Below are 21551 nucleotides of genomic sequence, written 5' to 3' on the forward strand. Positions count from 1 at the left end.
CCTGTGGATAAGTTTGAGGATAACCGTGTGGAAAATTCAGCCAAACGCTTGAATATGCAGGCTTGGATAAATAGCTTAATTTCTTTGCATCTTGCAGCGGATGCGCGCGAATCATCTGAGGCCTTGCTGCATCAGGTTTTTCAAGCCATCGAACAAGGTGACAGCTGTATCACGTGCAGTCCAGAGCAAGTAAATCAGCTGCAAGGTTTAAGTATTTCTGCCGAGCAGGCGGCGGCTCAAGTCATTGCGCCTTTTGTATTTGATGGACGGCTTCTGTATTTATACCGCTATTGGGCTTTGGAGCATCAATTGGCGCAGGCGTTACTGCAATTGAAACAGCAGCCTGTGCAGCCGGTAAATTTAACCGCACAGCATTTGGCCTTGTTAAGCGATAGCCAGCAGCAGCGGGCATTGCAGATGGTGGCGGCAAATGCACTCAGCATCATTACCGGCGGTCCGGGCACAGGTAAAACCTATACGCTGGCGCGGATTATTGCCGTGCTGAATCAGGCAATACCCGACATCCGTATTGCCATGGCTGCACCCACAGGGAAAGCTGCACAGCGTATGAAAGAGGCGCTACAGAATTCATTTAATGACGCCAAATTGCAGGATTTGGTCAGTGACAATTTAAACCGCCTAACTCCGATTACCATCCACCGCTTGCTGGGTTTGGGGGAAGATCAGCGTCCGCGTTTTCATGCTAAACGCCCGCTGCCTTTTGATGTCATTGTGGTGGATGAAGCCTCGATGCTGGACTTGACGCTGGCGAAGCTTTTATTTTCAGCCATAGCGCCATCGACGCGCTTAATCCTTTTGGGAGATGCCAATCAGTTGGCTTCAGTCGATGTCGGCGCTGTGCTGGCGGATTTGCAGCAGGTGCCTGAGCTCGCTTCAAATAGGATTAATCTCATTACCAGCCACCGTTTTGATGGTGAAAAGCTGATTGGGCGCATGGCGGCTTTTATTCAGCAGAATGCATCTGAGCAAGAGGTGCTCGCGCGTTTTGAGCAGGAGATTGCGCCAGCAGGCGCTTTGCAGGCGGTCATGCTGACTCAGGATATGCAGGACGTGGTTCAGCTGCAGTATTTGCCTGAAGAAGGGCAAAGCCATCAGATTCAAATGGATTGGGCCGCCTATTATGATCAGCTGATGCTGGGGTTTAAGGCTTATGCTGCGGCCCTGGATGAATATTTAGCTTCAGACAGTGATGCGCCGCCGATAGGCGCAGTCATTCATCATTTTGACGATTACCGGATTTTGGCCGCTGTGCGTCATGGGTATTTGGGGCTGGCGGCGCTGAATGAGCAGATTGAAGAACGAATTCTTAAGCAGACCCAGCAGACTAAAGCGGGAGATTGGTACACTGGACGGCCAGTGATGATGACTTACAATGATTATCAGCTGGGGCTGTCTAATGGAGATATCGGCATTTGCTTTGGACGCAGGCAGGCAGGAAAAATACTTTATTCTGTGTATTTCCCAAGTTTGCAAAAATGGGTCGCGGCGGCGCGGCTGCCGAAAAATATCGAAACAGCGTATGCCATGACCATTCATAAATCACAAGGTTCTGAATTCAAGCATACGGCAGTAGTGCTGGATGCCAATGCGCTGCAATTGCTGAGCAAGGAATTGATTTATACAGCCATTACCCGGGCAAAAAAAGCAGTCAGCCTTTTAGCAGCGCCCTCTGCACTGGCTGCGGCCATGACGGTCAAAACTGCGAGAAGAAGCGGGTTATCCAGTCAAATTGATCAAAAACTTGGAATATTATGCCAATAATGTGACATATTCGTGTAAGTAATTTCTTACATCATTTCGAGAGATTTGCGCATAGAGCTTTGATTCGGTTTCTGAGAAGATGGCTTCACACAATAAAACGCTCGATATGGAATGTTGAGTACAATCGCAAAAATATAATAATAACGTCATCAGACAGCGAACTTACAGTGAAGTAAGTAAAGAGGAAACTTACAGCCGCTAAGCCTTGCAGTTTTGGGAGAGACTGCAGGGCTTTTTTATGCCTGTTTGAAGGGTGAATGCATGAAAAATCAAGAAATGGCGGATTTGCTGTAAGAAAAAGCTTACAAATAGATGCGAAAAAGGCTGCTTTTTAAACATCAGTTTTGTGGCAAAATGTACCACATAGGGAAATGCTAGTTAAAACATGGAATGTTTGTTTAAAAGACGCGGAAAGCGCCCAAAAACACAATAAATAATAAAATCATAATGAAAAAAGAAGAAACTACAGCGCAAAAAAGCCCGAGCTCTGCTCGGGCTTTTTCTATTCTGAGCAAGAGTTGTGTATTTGTATTGGCAAAAAGTACCAGTAACTGAATAATAACTATGGCTTAAACCATACTTTTTTCTATGCGGGGCATGAATAGAGCCCAATCTGGCCTACCGTGGCAGAAAATATGCAGTCAATTGAAATTTATTGAATAAAAGAATTGATCGGAGATTGATCAGCTGTACAGTTCAAGATTTTATTAAATTGCCATGAAACTTTATTGCAATTGCGGCGATGTATTTTTGCAATCGAGCCGTTTTTCCCTTAATATAATGCACTTGCTGTAGTGATGCACGGCAGTCAAATTGATTTTGAAGAATCAGTTTGATTTGTATCAAATGTAATTTATAAGCATCTCGGAGAAATCGAATGGCTTTAACAAACGCAGATCGCGCAGAGATCATTGCAAAATTCGCTCGCGCTGAAAACGACACTGGTTCACCAGAAGTTCAAGTAGCTCTTTTGACTGCTCAAATCAATGATTTGCAAGGTCACTTCAAAGAACACAAACACGACCATCATAGCCGTCGCGGTCTTATCCGTATGGTTAACCAGCGTCGTAAGCTTCTTGACTACCTTAAAGGTAAAGACGCTACTCGTTACAGCGCTTTGATTGCTGCTTTAGGTTTACGTCGTTAATTCGATTAAACTTTGATTTTCGGACTATTGCATGTCGAATGCCGTAATACTGAAATCTAAAGTCTATCCAACCTTGGTTGGATAATGGGGAAGGGGCGATGATTCGCTCCTTCTTTGTGTCTTAAATGTGTATTTAATGTCTCTAGTGAGGTCGGCTTCTAAGCTTTGTCATTTATGTTTCGGGCTAGTTTTAGCTGAGTGAATGCCAAACCTTAGGGGTCTCCACTAGAATAATTGTTCACAAGAACTAGGAAAAAATAAAACATGTCGATGTTTAATATTATTCGTAAAGAATTCCAATTCGGTCAGCACAATGTGGTGCTGGAAACAGGCCGTGTTGCACGTCAAGCAAACACTGTTGTGATTACAATGGGCGGCGTACAAGTACTTGTTGCTGTTGTGGCTCAGCCTAAGGCAAAAGCAGGTCAAGACTTCTTCCCATTGACAGTTAACTATCAAGAAAAACAATATGCTGCTGGTCGTATTCCTGGTGGCTACGGTAAGCGTGAAGGCCGTGCGTCTGAAGCTGAAACTTTAATTTCACGCCTGATTGACCGCCCAATCCGTCCGCTGTTCCCAGAGGGCTATTTCAACGAAATCCAAGTTACAGCAACTGTTATTTCTTCTGACAAAACTATGGATGCTGACATTGCTGCAATGTTAGGTACATCTGCTGCAATGTCTATTGCTGGCACACCGTTCCGCGGTCCGATCGGCGGCGCGCGTGTTGGTTTGATCAACGGCGAATACATCCTGAACCCGAACCACGAACAGTTAAAAGAATCTGATCTTGACCTTGTTGTTGCTGGTACAGAATCTGCTGTATTGATGGTTGAATCTGAAGCGAAAGAACTGTCAGAAGACCAAATGCTGGGCGCTGTATTGTTCGGTCATGACGAAATGCAAATCGCGATCCAAGCGATCAAAGAATTTGCTGCAGCTGCTGGTGCAGTTGAGTCAACTTGGGTTGCTCCAGTTAAAAACGAAGAACTTCTTGGCAAACTAAAAGAAGCATTCGAAGCGAAAATTTCTGAAGCATACACAATTGCTGTTAAGCACGATCGTTATGCAGCACTTGATGCACTTCAAGAAGAAGCATTGGCTCAATTTGTTCCTGAAAATGACGAAACTGGCATTGCTGATGAAGTAAACGAATTATTCGAAGATCTTAAATACCGTACGGTTCGTGACAACATCTTGTCTGGTAAACCGCGTATTGATGGCCGTGATACTAAAACTGTTCGTGCAATTGATGTACAAGTTGGCGTATTAGGCCGTGCGCACGGTTCTGCATTGTTCACACGTGGTGAAACTCAAGCGTTGGTAACAACGACACTGGGTAACACTCGTGATGCGTTAATGGTTGATACCCTTGCTGGTACTAAAACTGATAACTTCATGCTTCACTACAACTTCCCTGCATACTCTGTAGGTGAAACTGGTCGTGAATCTGGTCCTAAACGTCGTGAAATTGGTCACGGCCGTTTAGCGCGCCGTGGTGTTCAAGCTGTTCTTCCTGCAGCTGACCGCTTCCCGTACGTGATCCGTATCGTATCTGACATCACTGAATCTAACGGTTCATCTTCAATGGCTTCTGTATGTGGTGCTTCTTTATCACTTATGGATGCAGGTGTTCCACTTAAAGCGCCAGTTGCGGGTATCGCAATGGGTCTGGTAAAAGAAGGCGAACGTTTCGCAGTTCTTTCTGACATCCTAGGTGACGAAGACCACCTTGGCGACATGGACTTTAAAGTAGCAGGTTCTGCAAACGGTATTACTGCGCTTCAAATGGACATCAAGATCGAAGGGATCACTGAAGAGATCATGGAGTCTGCATTAAACCAAGCTTATGCTGGCCGTATGCACATCCTGAATGAAATGAACCAAGTGATTTCACGCGCTCGTCCTGAAATTTCTATGTTCGCGCCGACATTCCAGGTAATCAACATCAACCCGGACAAGATCCGTGATGTAATTGGTAAAGGCGGTGCAACCATCCGCGCGATTACAGAAGAAACTAAAGCCGCGATTGATATTGAAGACAACGGCACAGTCCGCGTATTTGGTGAAACTAAAGCGGCTGCTTCAGCTGCTGTAGCGAAAATCCAAGCGCTGACTGCTGAAATTGAACCAGGTACACTGTACGTCGGTAAAGTGATCCGTATCGTTGAATTCGGCGCGTTTGTAAACATCCTTCCGGGTACTGACGGCTTGCTTCACATTTCTCAAATCTCAAATGAGCGCATTGCGAACGTTTCAGACGTATTGAAAGAAGGTCAAGAAGTGAAAGTGCAAGTTGCGGATGTTGACAACCGCGGCCGTATTAAATTGACAATGAAAGACATTGAACAAGCTTAATTGCCTGATGTTTTGAATTTGTAATATAAAAAAAGCCTGCTTGATGCAGGCTTTTTTTATGGCATGATGCAGGGGAGGAAAGACAAATAAGAATTGGATCCATGCAAATTTATTCATTTTTTCAGCAGCCGGCGGATAAGCATATCTATGTGCAGAAAGGCCGTTTAGATGCATCAGCAGAACCTGAATTTATCTGGATAGACTGCACCCGCGAAGATGTTGTGAACCGTGCTGAAGCGTGGCAGCGGGAAATTGCTGAACAGGCCTCAGTGTGGCTGAATGAATATCACCTTAAAGATATTCTTAATTTAGAGCACCCATGTTCTTTTGACACCATGGATGATTATGATCTGCTGGTGTTCAGGAAACTGATTACCCCTGACGATGACATTAAAACGGGTGCAAAGGCTTTAGAACAGCATGAGCGTGTTTTTGGGCTGGCTACAACGCCCATCAGTTTTATTATGACGCCGCAGGCGTTGATTACCGTTCGGGAAAAAGGCAACAAGGAGGTAGAAAATTATCTGCAGCGAATCAATGCTATTTTAGCCCGCAATATAGATGAGCAGAATAAAACTAAAAAACTGCCGCTGACAACCCTTGATCTTACGCTGCGGCTGCTGAACAGCATGGTGGATGGTTATTTGGATTTGCGCATGCCACTAACCCGCCGTGTAGAATACTGGCAGCAGGAACTGCTGCAGGGCCACCGCCGGTTCAGCAAATGGCAGCAGCTGCTGCAGGAAAACATGGCATTCCAGCAAGTTGAAAATCTCTGCGAAGAGCAGATTGAGTGCCTGCAGGAGCTGCGTGATGAAATTGTCGATAATTACCCGCATTTAAAAGGTAAAAAGAAAACAGAACGGCAGGATATTATGCTGGTGCGGATGGATGATTTAAGCAGCCATATTGAACGGATTCAGAAGCATACGATGCGGCTGCGGGGGGCTGTACAGGCGGCGATTGATCTGCATTTTTCAGCCATTGCGAATCAGACCAATGAAAATATGCGCATTCTTGCAATTATTACCGCAGTTTTTGCACCGCTGACCTTGCTGACAGGGATATACGGCATGAATTTTGAGTTTATTCCGGGGCTGAAATACGAACGGGGCTTTTGGATTATGCTGGGCATTATGCTGATCACCACGGTATTGCTGATTTATTATTTTTACCGCAGGCATATGGTTGGCCGGGGTGAGAAAAGCGTTATTGATATGCTGGCGCAGCAAAATCAAGATCAGCATTTAAGCTTATTCTGGTTTTTAGATTATGAGCCTCTAAAGCAGACTGTGAAAGGCACACTAAAAGAAGTGGAAAAGCTGACAAGGATCAAATAAAGCCAGTCATTGGGTCTGCCTTACTGTTCCGTGCAATTGCAATCCTAAATGCTGCGGCAGCAGCAGAAATATCTATAGTTGGGCCGTTTCCTTGGAAGCTCAATTTGCATGCAGATGATTGCTGCCCTGTCATTTGCCGAGCCGCCCTGTAATTTTGTGCCGGAAAGGCACATTAAGATCAAGGGTTGGGAGGCATGCAGAGTGTTGCCGGAACTTTGCAGATAAGGGGTTAAAATGCAAAATTGCCGTTTTGTGTCTGTTTCAGCAGCCGGTATATTTCATCTTTCAGTTTCAGTTTTTTCCGCTTTAAGCTCTCAATATCAATGTTGATCAAGTTGACGGGGTCTTGTTCAAGCTGGCAAATCTCCTGATCCAGCTCTTCATGCCGCTCAAAAAGATGAGCGAAATGCGGATTGTCCTCACGGAGTTTTTGTATCAATTCCTTAAATTCAGGAAACATATTTTTAATCTTTTTATTGCATTCTTTGGTTTTCATAAGCTTGAACAGTTCTCTCAGATAAATGAAAAAAATATCCAGCTTCGCCAGCAGCGCGGCTGCTGGCGAAGAGATCAGAATAGATTAGTGGGGCTGGAATTGCTGATGTTTGACTTGACGGCGCAAGTTCTGCACTTCATCAATTAAATCCAGCATCATGGCCACTGCCGTAAAGCTGGCGTCAAAGTCCCGCTGTAAACGGTATGCGCGCCGCGCGCGGGAAATATCATCGCCAAAAAACTGGTGCACGCGGCTGTCGGGCCGGTTCGGTAAAATATCGTACTCCAGCAGCTGCAGCACCCATTCTGGGCTTTGTCCGCAGGCTTGGGCAAAATGCTGCAAGTCAAAACTGCGCTGTTCATCGACAATTTCAGTCTGTTCGCAGCCGTCAGATACAATTTCACGGTAATAAATTGTTGTCATGAGGGTACTCCTTAAGGCTGTCTAGGCTTAAATTGCTGAAAGGCTTCAGCAAATGCCTTATATGCCTGCTGCTCTTCCGCACTTTGAGCAGGAGGGGTTACTATATTTAATACCAAATACAAATGACCAGATGTTTTATTTGGTATCCCTTTATCTTTGAGGCGCAGCTGCTGGCCTGTTTTTGCATTTTTCGGCAAATTGACCTGAACTGTACCGCCATCCAAGGTTCTGACTTGAATGCTTTCCCCCAAAGCAGCTTCCCATGGCGCTACATCAACAGTCATATACACATCTGCGCCATCGGCATGCAGACGGGGACTGCTGCGGTAATGCACTTCAATATACAGGTCACCATTGGCGCCGCCATTGATGCCAGACTGGCCTTGACCGCTGAGGCGGATTTGCTGGCCATCCTTTAAGCCTTTTGGAATTTTAACCTGCAGCGTTTTGCGCTGTACTTCAGGTTCCCCATAAGCATTTAAAGTTGGAATCTGCAAGGTAATATTCTGGGTGGCGCCTGTGTAGGCAATGTCTAAATCAACCTCGATACTGGCGTGCTGGTCTTCGCCTTTATACGGCTGCTTGGTCCGGCGGCTCTGCTGATACTGGCTATGGCCGCCGCCAAAACCGGAGCCAAAGCGCCCAAACAAATCTTCAAATCCGCTGAAATCTGCCTGCTGGCCATTTTGACTGGAACTGTAGCGGTAAAATTGTGAATCATCAAAACCGGAACCGCTGCGTCCAGCTTGACCGCCAAATTGGCCAAAGCCTTCAGGATGATCCAGCTGAAAGTCATACTCCTGCTTTTTTTCTTCATTGCTTAAGGTGTCATAAGCGACATTTATTTCCTGCATGCGGGTTTCGGCATCGGTTTCTTTGCTTACATCCGGATGATATTTTCGCGCCAGTTTTCGGTAGGCTTTTTTCAGTTGATCCTGTGAAGCATCACGCGATACGCCAAGCACCTCATAATAATTTTTTGCCATATTCTCTACTATGAACTCTGCTTAATATTGATAATCTTTTAATCAATATATGGGCCTTCATAGAAATGAAACAGTGTTTATTTGATGCATATTGTTTCAAAGTATAACCAATAAAAAAAAGCCTCTAATTTGAGGCCTTTTTTTAAATGCTGTCAAAGTATTAATATTTAACCCATGTCACGCTGCGGCCAATAACAGAAATGCCAATATAGCCGCGCAATGTCAGGCGCTTTCCTGTTGCGTTCAGTTTTGCTTTGCCTTTATAAATTTTGCCACCGATCGGATCCAGTACTTTTCCGTCTACAAATTCATTTGGATTGCTTTCACTGGCTTTAAATCCCCATACGAACGGCAGGCCGATAAATGGCTTGCCTTTCAGAGCGCCAGGACAATTTGAGCAATAGACCGCTTTTTCAGCGCCAGGCAGACTGCGGGTTTCAACAATAACGCCTTCATAAGTTCCATCCGGTTTTTTGCGTATTTCTACATCAGCCCGGGAATATCCTGAACGGTCATCAATGGTTTTCCATTTGCCGATCAGCGGATCATGAGTGACAGCCATGCTGAACATAGAAACTGAAGATAAAAATAATCCAGTCAGTAGACTTTTATAAAGACCCTGCATGCTTTTCCCCATAACAAATTTATAATTGATTTTAGAGCAGATGCACTAATCTATAATAATTTTTTTAAAAATCAAATGGATAAATTGATAATTTCATCACGGTCCTGGCATTTTTGTGATTTTTTCCTCAAACCGCCAGGCTTTTTATCTAAAAATCTGGCGCATTCAATCCGGTTCAGTATTTGACCCACGTTAAATTGCGGCCAACTGCAGCGCCATCAGCCCGGCTGTGGATCAGCAAATGTTTGCCGCTGTTCATGAGGCGGGCGCGGGCTGCAGAGTGCTGGCCGGAATTCAGATCCAGCATTTTTCCGCCGGTATATTCATGCTGATGCGCTGGATCGGCGCTTAAACCTGACAGCATGGTCATGCCAATCACGGGCATATTTTTCTGAGCGCCTGCGCATTTGATACAGGTGTCCTGCGCAGCGGTTCCAGGAACTGAACGAATACTGACAATTTTGGCGGAATACTGATTATTTTTATCCTTGCTGATCACGACATCGGATAGAGAGTAGCCTGTACGGTCATCAATCGTTTTCCATGTTCCGAGCAAAGGGTCGGCTGCAGCCCATGCAGCAAAGCTGAAGCTGTAAAGACTGAGAAAGAGGGCAGTAATTAAATTAAATTTCATGAAAATAAGCTCAAACTATAAACCGTTAAATTAAAAGGCATAAAAAAAATAAGGATTTAATATATAGTGAAATATAGTTTGATTTCTAGTGCTATTTTTAAATAAAGCTAAATTATTTCAATGTATTGCGACTTATTGATGTAAAGGTGGAGTAAATCGCTGTATATGCTTAGGCAGAAAAAGCATGGCTAAAAAATAGCAATGGGATAGATGTGGAACATGCGATTCATGGATTGAGATGAATCTGTTGACTGCTTGCCTAAGCGCTGTAAAAAATGCAGCAGTCAAAGTGTCAGCAAGAAATGGCTGATCAGTCGATACGAATCCAAGAGACGGTTCGGCCCAGTAAGGTGGTGCCGACATAGCCGCGCAGGGTCAAAACATTGCCGCGGGCATTCAATTGGCCTTTGCTCTGATAGATGTTGCCCGAAAGAGGGTCCATTATTGTACCATTAATGTATTCATTGGCCTTTTCGCTGCTGTGTTCAAAACCAGACAGGATGGACAGGCCCAGCAATGGCGCATTTTTAAGTTTGCCTTCGCACTTTACACAATGGCTGATGGCCGGACGGTTAGGAATGGCATGAATTTTGACAATTTTCCCGGCATAGCTTCCATCTTTGAGTTTGCTGATTTTCACTTCAGCGCGGGCATAGCCGGTTTTGTCATCAATGGTTTTCCATGTTCCGCTAATATCGGCTGCCTGCACTTGCAGGCTGAAGGTGAAAAAAGCGAATAGGCTGAAGAGGCACTTTTGATTCATATGGAGTTTCCAATTGTTTTTTAATTTTTTTATGATTTGAAAATTAACGTTTTTTATTACTGTTATGGCTTTATTTCCGCGCAAATTTTACAAGATCAGCCGCGGATAGCAAGTTTATTCATCTATTTTTCAACGGTTTTAGAATGCGCTTGAGAGCAGCGGCATGGAGTTTATCCGCTGACTGTTTTCTGCATAAAAAAAAGCATCCTAAATGGATGCTTTTTTTTAGTGGCTTTTTTAACTGAGGTGCTCGCCAAATAAGCCCAGCGCTTCTTCTGCAGTAAAGCTGTAATGCGCATTGCAAAACTGGCAATCCATGCTGATCGGATTTTGATGTTCCAGCGTTTCACGGACAGCTGCCGCGCCAATCTGCATTAATGCGTTTGCACAGCGCTCCTTAGAGCAGGTACAGCCAAAATGCAAATTTTCGGCTTCCGGCAGCCGGACGTCTTCTTCATTGTATAAGCGGTACAGAATTTCACTGGTGTCCAGCTCGGTTAATTCTTCCGCTTTCAATGTCTCGGTCAGCATGGTTAAGCGCGGCCACAGGTCTTCATCAACACGGCGCTGTTCTTCTTCACTGTTGCGCGGCAGCAGCTGAATCAGCAAGCCGCCTGAGCGCTGTGCTGTGCTTGCCAGCACAATGCGGGTTGGAATTTGTGCAGACAGGTCATAATACTGCATCAAGCAGCCGGCTAAAGTCGGCTGGTCCAAAGGTACAATCCCTTGATAGCGTTCACCGAATTCAGGTTCGATATTGATGAAAAGCACTGGATTCTGCAGTGTTTTTAATACTGTGCTGCTGCTTTCCGCCTGCAGAAAATGCGGGTCTTCTTCATAGTCTGCTAAGGCGCGGACTTCACCTAAGTGATTGCATTCCGCCATACCCCATTTGAATGTGCCGGATGCCTGAATTTGCAAACTGATTCGGCCTTTGATTTTTAATGTGCTGGCCAGCAGCGCTGTCGCGCTCAGCATTTCACCCAATAAAATTTGTACGGCAGGAGCATAGCTGCGCTGCGCCAAAATGGTTTGCAGGGCTTCCTCAAGGTGAACAACTTCACCGCGTACAGGGCTATCTTCAATAAAAAAGCGTTGGCGTAAATCAGACATAAAATTCTCCATAACCCTGCCTTAATGGTGACACTATTGTAAAACACAAGTCATTCAAGATCATCTCTTGTAACATCAATGCGGTCACGCTTGAGTTCACGCTGCAAATCTACACCGGTATGGGGCTGGCGGATTTGAGTATCGCTTTCAAATAAATGTTCCAGCTCCGCTAAAGCGTTACGATGTGTTTCGTAAACTTTCTGCTCATCGGTATAAATGTGCTGCTGCTGAGAAAGCAGGGCTTCATCAAAGTCGCGGAACAGCTCAATGCTCTTATAAGCATCATCTTCACTGACGCCAACGTCCCGCAGCAGGTGGTAGGCCATGCCCAGAGAAGACAGATAAGTTTCACGCCAAATATGCTCGACGCCGATATCGCGCAGCAGATGGACATGATGGCGGTCGCGTGCGCGAACCAGCAGCTTCAAGTTGGGATAATTCAAGCGGATATGGCGCGCAACATTCATGGAATCTTCAATGTCATCAATCGCTAAAACAAAGACTTTGGCATGCTCAATGCCGGCAGCGCGCAGAATGTCCGGCTGGGCAGCATCGCCGTAGTAAAGCTGGCCGCCATAGGTGCGTACAAAGTCAACTTTATCCAAGTTGCTGTCAACCGCAGTAAAAGGCTGGTGCTGAATATGCGCGACACGGGCAATAATTTGTCCGAAGCGGCCAAAGCCGGCAATAATAATCGGCGGATGATGATCCGGGATATCGTCATATTCGGGCGCTGCATCGCTTTTTTGCAGACGCGGTGAAATCACTGAATTCATCAGCCAATAGGTCACGGGCGTCAGCACCATGGATAAGGTCACCATTAAGGTCAGCGGCTCCATCATGGCTTGGGTCAGCACTTTTTCACTGACCGCTACGCTCAGCACCACAAAGGCAAACTCACCGCCTTGCGCCAAGCAGGCCGCCAGCATCAGGCTGTTGCGCCATGACTGGCGGAAATAGCGGGCAATGGCGGTCAGCGCCAGCATTTTGACCAGCATCAGCACTAATGCGCCGCCCATGATCAGCATCGGCATGTCAATAAACAGCGACAGCTTGGTGGTCATGCCGACAGTCATAAAGAACAGGCCGAGCAGCAATCCTTTGAAGGGGGCAATACTGGCTTCCAGCTCATGGCGGAATTCGGAATCGGCCAGCAATACCCCTGTAAGGAAGGCGCCTAAGGTGGTGCTGATTCCAAGCACATCCATCAGCCCCACGACGCCCAAAATAATAAACAGGCCAACTGCCGTGATCAGTTCATGCGCGCCGCTTTTGGCGACAAAACGGAAAAAGGGCCGCATCAGGTAGCGGCTGAACAGAAACAGCCCGGTAAATGTGGCGACTATCGCAGCAAAGTAGGCCACGCCGTGATGGGTTGATTCTGTGCCGGCGAGCAGCGGAATAATGGCAATTAATGGAATGGCCGCCATATCCTGAAACAGCAGAATGGAAAAAGACTGCTGGCCAAAAGTGGTGTTCAGCTGCTGCTTTTCCGTCAATAGCTGCAGAATAAATGCAGTGGATGATAAAGCCAGCGCAAAGCCAATCACGGTACTGGCGGCAATGCTTTGCTGCAGGGCAAAGAAACAGATTACTGCCAGCAGGATGCCTGAAATGCCGACCTGCAGGCTGCCCATGACAAAGATGGAATGGCGCATTTGCCACAGGCGCTGCGGACGCAGTTCCAGCCCAATAATAAACATCAGCAGAATCACGCCGAAATCGGCCAGTTCCTGAATCGCCACGGCATCGCTGGCAATATTCAGCACATTCGGCCCCAGCAGCATGCCGGTAAATAAATAGCCCAATACGGTTGCGATGCCAAAACGCTTCAGCAAGGGCACCAGCAGCAGCGAGGCGCCTAAAAAAATGGTGATTTGCAGCAGTAGCGACATGTGTCCATCCTAGTTCTGTTTCTTTCTGTGCAGTATGCCGTGAAAGGGCTGAGGGGTTAAAACAGCTTTAACTCAGCTCCTGCGGGTCAATGTCTAAACTCAGTTTCATAGTGGAAGGCTTCTGATGAAGCATATTCAGCCACCAGTGCCGGATATAGAAATGCAGCCTGGCGCGGTCTGCAGACAGCAGCACCATATGGGACTGATAGCGTCCGGCCTTGCGTTCCATCGGCGCTGGAATCGGGCCCCAGATGTCTACGGCATGTTCCGAATTTTGCCTTAAAATCTGGGCATGCTGCTGTAAAAAATCTGCATTCAGTTTTTGATCTTTCGATTCGCAGCGGATCAGCGCGGCATAACGGAACGGCGGCATCAGCGCAGCTTGGCGCTCTTTCAGCGTCTGCTTGGCAAACTGGCGGTAGTCTTCCTGCACCAGCGTATTCAGCAGCGGATGCTCTGGACGCAGGGTCTGCAGATAGACATCGCCTTTGCGCTCACCGCGCCCCGCGCGTCCCGCCACTTGCACCACCAGCTGTGCAGTGCGTTCCGTCGCGCGGAAGTCGACACTCAGCAGCCCGGAGTCGATATCCAAAATAGCCACCAAAGTCACATACGGGAAATGATGGCCTTTGGCCAGCATTTGCGTTCCCAGTAAAATTGCAGGCTCGCTCTTTTGAATTTTATCGTAAATCTTCTGCCAGCTGCCGACGCGGCTGGTTGAATCTCGGTCAACCCGGATCACATCATAATCAGGAAACAGTTCATTCAGGCTGTCTTCAACCTTGGCTGTGCCCATGCCAATCGATTTCAATTCTGTATGGCTGCACTGCGGGCAATGGCTGGGCATGCGGTGAATGGTGCCGCAGTGGTGGCAGTGCAAATGCTGATAAGGCGTGCGGTGCACGGTAAAGTTGGCATCGCAGTGCGGGCATTTGGCCTGCCAGGCGCAGCTTTCGCAAATCAGCACCGGCGCATAGCCGCGCCGGTTTAAAAACACCAGCACCTGTTCTTTTTTGTCCAGGCGCTTTTTCATTTCATCCAGCAGCATTTGGCTGATGCCGTGCTGCTTCTGCGCCACTTTTAAATCCAGAATATGAATCTTCGGCATGAGTGCGGAGCCTGCACGCTGATTCAGCTCCAAACAGCTCATTTTGCCATTTTGCACCAGCGCGTAGCTGTCAATGCTGGGCGTAGCCGATCCCAGCACCACGGGGCACTGTTCCAGATGGCCGCGGTACAGTGCAATATCCCGCGCATGATAGCGGAAGCCTTCCTGCTGCTTAAAGGACAGGTCATGCTCCTCATCTAAAACGATCAGTCCTAAATTCGGCAGCGGGGTAAAGATGGCTGAGCGGGTGCCTAAAATAATCGAGGCTTTGCCCGTTTGCGCCGCTTGCCACGCCTGCAGCCGCTTGGAGTCATTTAAGCCGGAATGCAGCAGGGCGATATTGCAGTGAAAGCGGGACTGAAAACGGCTGATGGTTTGCGGCGTCAGGCCAATTTCAGGCACCAGAACCAGCACCTGCTTGCCTTGCTTCAGCACTTCTTGCATCACTTGCAGATAGACTTCGGTTTTGCCGCTGCCGGTTAAGCCATCCAGCAGAATGGCTTGATATCTTTTACGCGCTTTTAGGATGGTTTCAATGGCTTTTTTCTGGTCTGGATTTGCGGTCAGGGGCATCTGCGCCATACTGACCGGCATGGGGCTAAAATCCTGCGCGTCCAGTACGCATTCGCAAATGCCTTTTTTCTCCAGCGCTTTTAATGTTGCTGTTTCAACACCAGCTAAATTCAGCAAATTTTCTGCCGTGCCTGAAGGATGCAGCTTTAATACTTTATAGGCTTCCTGCTGCCGTTCAGAGCGCTTAATTTTGCTCTCGGCATCATCATCCAGCAGTTTCCATGTGCGCGCCAATAAATTATAGGGCTTGCCTTGGCGTAGCAGCGCAGGCAAAGCGCTTTGAATGACTTCGCCAATGGGAAATTGATAATATTGCGAAGCCCATGTCAGCAAACTTAAAACTTTGCTGTCTAAAATGGCCTGATCATCCAGCAATTCAGTGATAGCTTTGAGTTTGATTGAGGGGTCCAGCGGCGCATCCGGCGCCAGCTTATCTGTGATCACCCCGATTAAATTCTGCCGGCCAAATGAGACAGCCACCCGTGCGCCGATTTGCGCCTGCTGGTATTGTTCAAAGCTCAGGCTATAGTCAAAACAGTCATACAGATAGACTGGAACGGCAACGCGGACCCGGTAAACCGTGTTTGGGGCAGGGGCTAAAACTTGCATAAAAAAGTGATGTCATCCTGTTTTAAATTTCGTCGTGATCGAAGCAGAGTTATGTTAGAGTGGGCAAATAATTTGTATCTAAGAATATGAATGATTTTGAGGGTTGGGCGCAACTGCGCTGCCCAAATTTTTGGAAAATTAGAGCATTGCAATGCCAGCATATCAGTTTACCGCCATTGATGCTTCAGGGAAGCAGCAGAAGGGTGTGCTAGAGGGCGATTCAGCACGCCAAATCCGTCAGCAGCTGCGCGATAAGGCGCTGATTCCCGTGGCGGTTGACCCTGTCGAGCAAAAAGAGAAGCGAGCGCAAAACCGCTGGTTTCAAAAAAGCATAACGTCTTATGATTTAGCGCTCTTGACCCGCCAGCTGTCCGTGCTGGTGGCTGCTTCGATTCCATTGGAAGAAGCGATCCGCGCAGTGGGCAAGCAAAATGAAAAAGCCCATGTGCAGAGCTTATTGATGTCTGTCCGCTCTAAAGTGCTGGAAGGGCACTCTTTAGCGAATGCGCTCAGTCAAGCGGGGCGGTTTCCCGAATTATATATTGCGACGATTGCTGCCGGTGAGCGTTCAGGCCATCTGGACCTGATTTTGGATCAGCTGGCGGATTACACCGAAAACCGTTTTGCCATGCAGAAGAAAGTGCAGGGCGCAATGATTTACCCGGTCATTCTGATGCTGATGTCCTTTGCTATTGTGATGGGGCTGATGACGTATGTGGTGCCGGATATTGTCAAAACCTTTGATCAGGACAAAGGCGCCTTGCCATGGATTACGGTCGCATTAATGAATGCCAGTGATTTTATCCGCGCGGCATGGCCATTTCTGCTGGCTGGCGCAGCGCTGGGTTTTTTTCTGTTGGCGCGCTTCTTGCGAACAGCTGCAGGGCATTATGCCTTTGACCGGTTGACGCTGAGGCTTCCCTTATTCAGCAAACTTTCTAAAGGCATTAATGCCGCGCGCTTTGCCAGCACACTGTCCATTTTAACTAAGTCCGGTGTGCCGCTGGTCGATGCGCTGAAAATTGGCGCCGCGGTCAGCAATAACTGGGTGATCCGGGATTCCGTCAATTTAGCTGCTGAAAAAGTCACCGAAGGCGGCAACTTAGCGACGCAGCTGGAGCGCAGTGGTTATTTCCCGCCAATGATGGTACAAATGATTCGAAGCGGCGAAGCTTCAGGGGAGTTGGACCGGATGCTGGAACGCGCATCGGCCATGCAGGACCGGGAAGTCACTACACTGATTTCAACCTTGCTGGCTTTACTGGAACCGCTGATGCTGGTGCTGATGGCCAGTATTGTTTTGGTGATTGTGATTGCAGTCATGCTGCCGATCGTGAATATGAATAATATGATTTAAATAAATTTTGAGTAAAATTTCAGATAATTGAAAGCTAAATCGGCATTTCTGCTACATGCAATATATCAATGAGAGACATGGAATGAAAAGGACTGAACTTGCTGTGAATCAAATCCACAGCGGAAGCGCAGCTTGCGGACTTGCGGCACGTCAGGGCGGCGCTCGAGTGAATCGCGCTTCAGGCTTTACCCTGATAGAAGTGATGGTGGTGATTGTGATTCTCGGTGTTTTGGCGGCTTTGATTGTGCCGAACGTCATGGGGCGCGGTGAAAAGGCTAAAGTGGATACCACTGAAATTACTTTAAAAAGCGTGGCTGGCGCTTTAGATCAGTATAAAATGGACAATGGCAAATACCCATCTATGCAGGATGGCGGCTTAGGCGCCTTAGTGAATAAGCCAGAATCGGCAAAAAACTGGCTGCCGGGCGGCTATGTGAAAGGCGGCTATCCGAAAGACAGCTGGGAAAATGATATTCAGTATGTGATTCCAGGCGCGGAAGGCCGTCCGTATGACTTGTATTCATTTGGCGCAGATGGGCAGTCTGGCGGAGAGGACAACGATGCGGATCTTTTTTATAAAAATTAATTGAGAATCATTATTTATTCAGTTTTTATGGAATAAAGCACTTCACTTAATAGGTTATTTCAATGTTGAGTGAAGTGATAATCAATATTAATTAAATTAAATAATATAAGCTACTGTAAAATAAAAATATTATATAATAATTCTATTTGATATTTATAATAAGAATTATTCCCAAAATTATTGATTACAATAATCGTAAAATATGAAGAAATATAAGCTTTTAATTTAAATAAAACCTTGCATAATATCTCTAATGGCACTTTTTTAGCCAAGGGAGGATAGAATGAAAGCATTAATCTTAGAAGATGAAATCAGTCAATTTCATTGGGCAATGCTGAAATCTGTTCTTTTAGTTCTCAGCATTCTTCCTGTCAGTCAAGGCATTTTGCATTTGTGGCAAAGCACTGAAGGCAGCAGCCAGATTATGGTTGGCTTCTTTGCGATCAGCATGATGAGCAGCCTGCTGGTTTTGAGTTTCTGGTCCGCGTTGCAGGCAACTGTTGCAAAATTAAAGCAAGATCAGCAATCCGTGTTTGAAAATACGGTTGTGCAGATGTACCGTTATGTTCCAATGCTGTCACTGGCTGCGATGATTTCATATATTGCCGTGCAATTTTAAATCAAGGCGCCGTCATTAATAATATAGCGTTGAAGGACGCGCTTGAAATTGTGAAGCATTCTAAAAAAACCAGGGCGATGACTCTGGTTTTTTTATGAAAAATTGACGGACTCCATTTTTTGAATGGTCTACTTTTAATCGTGTCGAAATTGTCCAGATTGCGGGATGCCTTGTCTGTTTCAGCACAGGGCAATGCGCCAAGGCTTGCTTATACTGTGGATGAATAACATGCAGGAGCAATGCAAAGAATGCAGCAGATTGAATGGAATGATTTTTTGAAAGTGGAGATCCGTGCCGGAAGAATTATTCAGGCGGAGGTCTTTGAGCAGGCGCGTAAGCCAGCCTATATTTTGCATGTAGATTTTGGTGCAGAGCTGGGTATCAAAAAATCCAGTGCGCAAATTACGCAGTTGTATCAGCCTGAGCAGCTGGTGGGCAAGCTGGTCGCTGCAGTGGTGAATTTCCCAAAAAAGCAGATTGGTCCAATTCAGTCTGAATGCCTGATCACGGGTTTTCATAATGCAGTTGGACATGTTGCATTGTGTGTGCCGGATGCTGACGTGCCTTTGGGCACAAAACTGCTTTAAAGCCTAAATCTATAGAAAAAACCGAGCTGAGGCTCGGTTTTTAATTTTTCTGATTCAATTTTATTTTCAGGCTGGCAGTCAATTATCTGCGTGATTTAAATGATACGTCGACTTTGCGCGGACGGTAAATCCAGCCCATAATCAGCAGCAAGAGTGAGAAAGCCAAAATTGGCCAATCGCTGAGGCGCATATACAGGGTTTCACCTTGCATTGCCGGCAGATCGCCGCGCAGCACGGCTTCTTTATCCATCGGCGCCTGTTTTACGATATGCCCATGATGGTCAATAAACGCGGTTACACCGGTATTGGTGGCGCGGATAAACCAGCGGCCGTTTTCCTTCGCGCGCATTTGCACCATTTGCAGATGCTGCAATGGGCCTGCTGTGCCGGTAAACCAAGCGTCGTTGGATACGGTCACCAGAAAATCACTCTGCTGCGCATTGCGCCGGGTCAGGTTCGGGTAAGCCACTTCGTAGCAGATGGCCGCGCCTAAATCATGATGCTTCACAGATAAGGGCTTTTGATCACTGGCGCCGCGGGAAAATCCGCTCATTGACGGGTCATTCTGCAGGGCAGGCAGCACCCAGCTGAGCAGGCCGGACAGCGGGATATATTCACCAAAGGGCACTAAGCGCTGTTTTTTGTATAGTCCTTCAGATTCATCACCGCTGGCCATAATACTGTTGTAGTACATCGGCTGGCCTTCGCGCTTCGATTCAGGCAGATCCCAGTAAGGAATGCCCGTAACCCAAGCTGTACCGGTTTTTTTTGCCTGCGCATTCATGGCGTCTAAAAACGGCTCAATGTCAGTTTGGAACAGCGGAATGGAAGATTCAGGCCAAACGATGAGATCGCGGCCCCATTCAGTCCGGCTCAGCTGGGCATAAATCATTAAGGTTTTGGTTTGATATTCGGTCAGCCATTTTAAGTCCTGCGGAATATTGCCCTGTATCAGTGAAACGGATAATGGCTTCTCAGCTTTCTGCTCGACAAAGGTGAGCTGGGATGCTCCCCATGCGCCGAGGAGTAAAACAGCAGCAGGCGCCATCCAAAACACTTTTCTATTCAGAATCTCAACCAGCGCGCAGGCGAGAACAATCACTGCGAAAGATACGCCAAATACCCCAAACAATGGCGCATAGCTGTCGAGATAGCGTTCCGTAAACGCATAACCGGCAAACAGCCATGGAAAACCCGTGAATACCCAAGTTTTAGACCATTCAAACAGCACCCACAGTGGCGCAAAGGTTAAGGGCGTTTCTGGGAAAAAACGGCGGTAAAGCCATGTCTGCACCGCAGTGAACAGCCCCATCACTAAGGCCATAATGGCAATCATCAAGACGCTTAAAAAAGAATTGGTGTCGCCGTAGACATGAATGGAGGTATACAGCCAGAATGCGCCGACAAACCATAAGCCAATGCCATATGACCAGCCAATGGCGAAAGCCTGCTTGGCCGTGCGTTTACGCAGGCAGGCATACAGCAGTGCAGGGGATAGAATCGCCAGCCACCAGTAATAATAGGGCGCCAGCGCAAAGCTGAAGACTGCGCCGGAAAACAGCGCAATCAGCAAAGGGTAAATTAACGGGAGCTGTTTTTGTTGTTCTGCAGGATTTAACAGTTTGTCAAAATAGGTTCTCATTTACGGACAGCTCGAATCAGATGGATAGTGCGCGCATCTGCCTCCAGAATGGTAAATTCCCAATTTTCAAGTTCAATGACCTGACCTTGTAAATCGCTCACTAGACCAATTTCCTGAAGCAAAAGACCGCCGACAGTTTCTACTTCATCGTCAGAAAAATCTGCATCTAAAACATTGTTGAAATGTTCAATTGGTGTAAGCGCCTGAACCAGCCATGTATTGGCGGTTTTCGGGTCTGCGTCAGGGATGATGAATTCAGCTTCTTCATCAATGTTGTCGTGCTCATCTTCGATCTCACCGACAATTTCTTCTAAAATGTCTTCAAGCGTGACTAAGCCTGAAGTTGTGCCGTACTCATCGATCACTACGGCAATATGCGTTTGCGTATTTTTCAGCATGCGCAAGACTTGATCTGAGCGGGCGCTTTCGGGAACAAACAGCGGCTGGCGCATCAGCGCGCGGACATCGACTTTTGAGCTGCGGTCCGTTAAGAACGGCAGCAGGTCTTTGGCCAGCAAAATGCCCACGACATTATCGGGCTGATCTGATGAAAATACCGGAAAGCGTGAATGCGCCGATTCAATCAGCACATGCAGAATATCCAGCAGTTCATCATCTTCTTGAAGGCTGATCATCGCTGTGCGCGGGGTCATGACCTCTCGGATTTTTGTTGCAGGAAGGTCAAGCACGCCTTCAAGCATGGCAACAGTATCGGGTTCTAAAAAACGACGTGAATCTTGTACTAATTTTAACAGTTCATCGCGGGTTTCCGGCGCAGTGCCTAGCCATTTACGTAAGCCGCGCATGCCCCACGACGGGCCTGATTCATCGTTCATGATCTTTCCTGAAGACGCTTAATATCTAAAAAATGTGATTTTATCATACCGCAGAAAATACAGTTGTCTATG

General features: G+C 46.9%; 19 protein-coding genes. 8 read left to right on the plus strand and 11 right to left on the minus strand.

The window, feature by feature from the left end; all coding sequences use genetic code 11:
- Positions 1-54: 54 nt before the first annotated feature.
- From recD to OKC24_RS10265, 4 genes are all read left to right on the plus strand, one after another.
- Complete coding sequence (gene recD / locus OKC24_RS10250) at positions 55-1782, plus strand: exodeoxyribonuclease V subunit alpha (protein ID WP_131276255.1); 1728 nt, start codon at positions 55-57, stop codon at positions 1780-1782.
- 877 nt (positions 1783-2659) lie between these two features.
- Complete coding sequence (gene rpsO / locus OKC24_RS10255; RefSeq protein WP_067761248.1) at positions 2660-2929, plus strand: 30S ribosomal protein S15; 270 nt, start codon at positions 2660-2662, stop codon at positions 2927-2929.
- A 270-nt stretch (positions 2930-3199) separates the two neighbouring features.
- Entirely contained in the window at positions 3200-5287 is a 2088-nt protein-coding gene (gene pnp / locus OKC24_RS10260) for a polyribonucleotide nucleotidyltransferase (RefSeq protein WP_171457685.1), read from the plus strand.
- A 101-nt stretch (positions 5288-5388) separates the two neighbouring features.
- The gene (locus OKC24_RS10265) at positions 5389-6627 is read left to right on the plus strand and encodes a magnesium transporter CorA family protein (protein ID WP_130143819.1); all 1239 of its coding nucleotides are present in this window, start codon (positions 5389-5391) and stop codon (positions 6625-6627) included.
- Positions 6628-6856: 229 nt separating this feature from the next.
- Here the strand turns inward: OKC24_RS10265 and OKC24_RS10270 are convergent, their stop codons facing one another.
- The 9 genes from OKC24_RS10270 to OKC24_RS10310 form a co-directional block, all read right to left on the minus strand.
- A complete protein-coding gene (locus OKC24_RS10270; RefSeq protein WP_005007065.1) occupies positions 6857-7123 on the minus strand; it encodes an HP1242/YdcH family protein in 267 nt (88 codons plus the stop codon).
- Between the two features lie 84 nt (positions 7124-7207).
- On the minus strand, positions 7208-7546 hold the full coding sequence (locus OKC24_RS10275) for a chaperone modulator CbpM (RefSeq protein ID WP_005007066.1): 339 nt from the start codon (positions 7544-7546) through the stop codon (positions 7208-7210).
- An 11-nt stretch (positions 7547-7557) separates the two neighbouring features.
- Positions 7558-8532 (minus strand): DnaJ C-terminal domain-containing protein, encoded by a 975-nt coding sequence (locus tag OKC24_RS10280; protein WP_131276243.1) that lies wholly within the window; start codon positions 8530-8532, stop codon positions 7558-7560.
- Positions 8533-8692: 160 nt separating this feature from the next.
- Positions 8693-9157 (minus strand): DUF2147 domain-containing protein, encoded by a 465-nt coding sequence (locus OKC24_RS10285; RefSeq protein ID WP_131276242.1) that lies wholly within the window; start codon positions 9155-9157, stop codon positions 8693-8695.
- A 175-nt stretch (positions 9158-9332) separates the two neighbouring features.
- On the minus strand, positions 9333-9791 hold the full coding sequence (locus OKC24_RS10290; protein WP_131276241.1) for a DUF2147 domain-containing protein: 459 nt from the start codon (positions 9789-9791) through the stop codon (positions 9333-9335).
- A 310-nt stretch (positions 9792-10101) separates the two neighbouring features.
- Positions 10102-10554 (minus strand): DUF2147 domain-containing protein, encoded by a 453-nt coding sequence (locus OKC24_RS10295; protein WP_130143815.1) that lies wholly within the window; start codon positions 10552-10554, stop codon positions 10102-10104.
- 237 nt (positions 10555-10791) lie between these two features.
- Positions 10792-11667, minus strand: coding sequence for an Hsp33 family molecular chaperone HslO (gene hslO / locus OKC24_RS10300; protein ID WP_005007075.1), 876 nt, complete (start codon positions 11665-11667; stop codon positions 10792-10794).
- Positions 11668-11717: 50 nt separating this feature from the next.
- On the minus strand, positions 11718-13562 hold the full coding sequence (locus tag OKC24_RS10305) for a monovalent cation:proton antiporter-2 (CPA2) family protein (RefSeq protein WP_131276240.1): 1845 nt from the start codon (positions 13560-13562) through the stop codon (positions 11718-11720).
- A gap of 67 nt (positions 13563-13629) precedes the next feature.
- Complete coding sequence (locus OKC24_RS10310) at positions 13630-15852, minus strand: primosomal protein N' (protein WP_131276239.1); 2223 nt, start codon at positions 15850-15852, stop codon at positions 13630-13632.
- A gap of 151 nt (positions 15853-16003) precedes the next feature.
- Between OKC24_RS10310 and gspF the strand changes: the two genes are divergently transcribed.
- From gspF to OKC24_RS10330, 4 genes are all read left to right on the plus strand, one after another.
- The gene (gene gspF / locus OKC24_RS10315; protein ID WP_005007082.1) at positions 16004-17209 is read left to right on the plus strand and encodes a type II secretion system inner membrane protein GspF; all 1206 of its coding nucleotides are present in this window, start codon (positions 16004-16006) and stop codon (positions 17207-17209) included.
- Positions 17210-17291: 82 nt separating this feature from the next.
- Positions 17292-17795, plus strand: coding sequence for a type II secretion system major pseudopilin GspG (gene gspG / locus OKC24_RS10320; protein ID WP_131276238.1), 504 nt, complete (start codon positions 17292-17294; stop codon positions 17793-17795).
- A gap of 283 nt (positions 17796-18078) precedes the next feature.
- A complete protein-coding gene (locus OKC24_RS10325) occupies positions 18079-18414 on the plus strand; it encodes a hypothetical protein (RefSeq protein WP_130143810.1) in 336 nt (111 codons plus the stop codon).
- A gap of 248 nt (positions 18415-18662) precedes the next feature.
- A complete protein-coding gene (locus OKC24_RS10330) occupies positions 18663-19001 on the plus strand; it encodes a tRNA-binding protein (RefSeq protein ID WP_130143809.1) in 339 nt (112 codons plus the stop codon).
- Between the two features lie 82 nt (positions 19002-19083).
- On the opposite strand, the gene lnt is transcribed toward OKC24_RS10330, so the two are convergent.
- On the minus strand, positions 19084-20643 hold the full coding sequence (gene lnt, locus OKC24_RS10335; RefSeq protein ID WP_130143808.1) for an apolipoprotein N-acyltransferase: 1560 nt from the start codon (positions 20641-20643) through the stop codon (positions 19084-19086).
- Positions 20640-21479, minus strand: coding sequence for a CorC family transporter (locus tag OKC24_RS10340; RefSeq protein WP_005007094.1), 840 nt, complete (start codon positions 21477-21479; stop codon positions 20640-20642). The genes lnt and OKC24_RS10340 overlap by 4 nt, the downstream gene beginning before the upstream one ends.
- Positions 21480-21551: the final 72 nt, after the last annotated feature.

It is taken from the genome of Acinetobacter entericus (assembly GCF_026168575.1).
Lineage (GTDB): Bacteria > Pseudomonadota > Gammaproteobacteria > Pseudomonadales > Moraxellaceae > Acinetobacter > Acinetobacter bouvetii.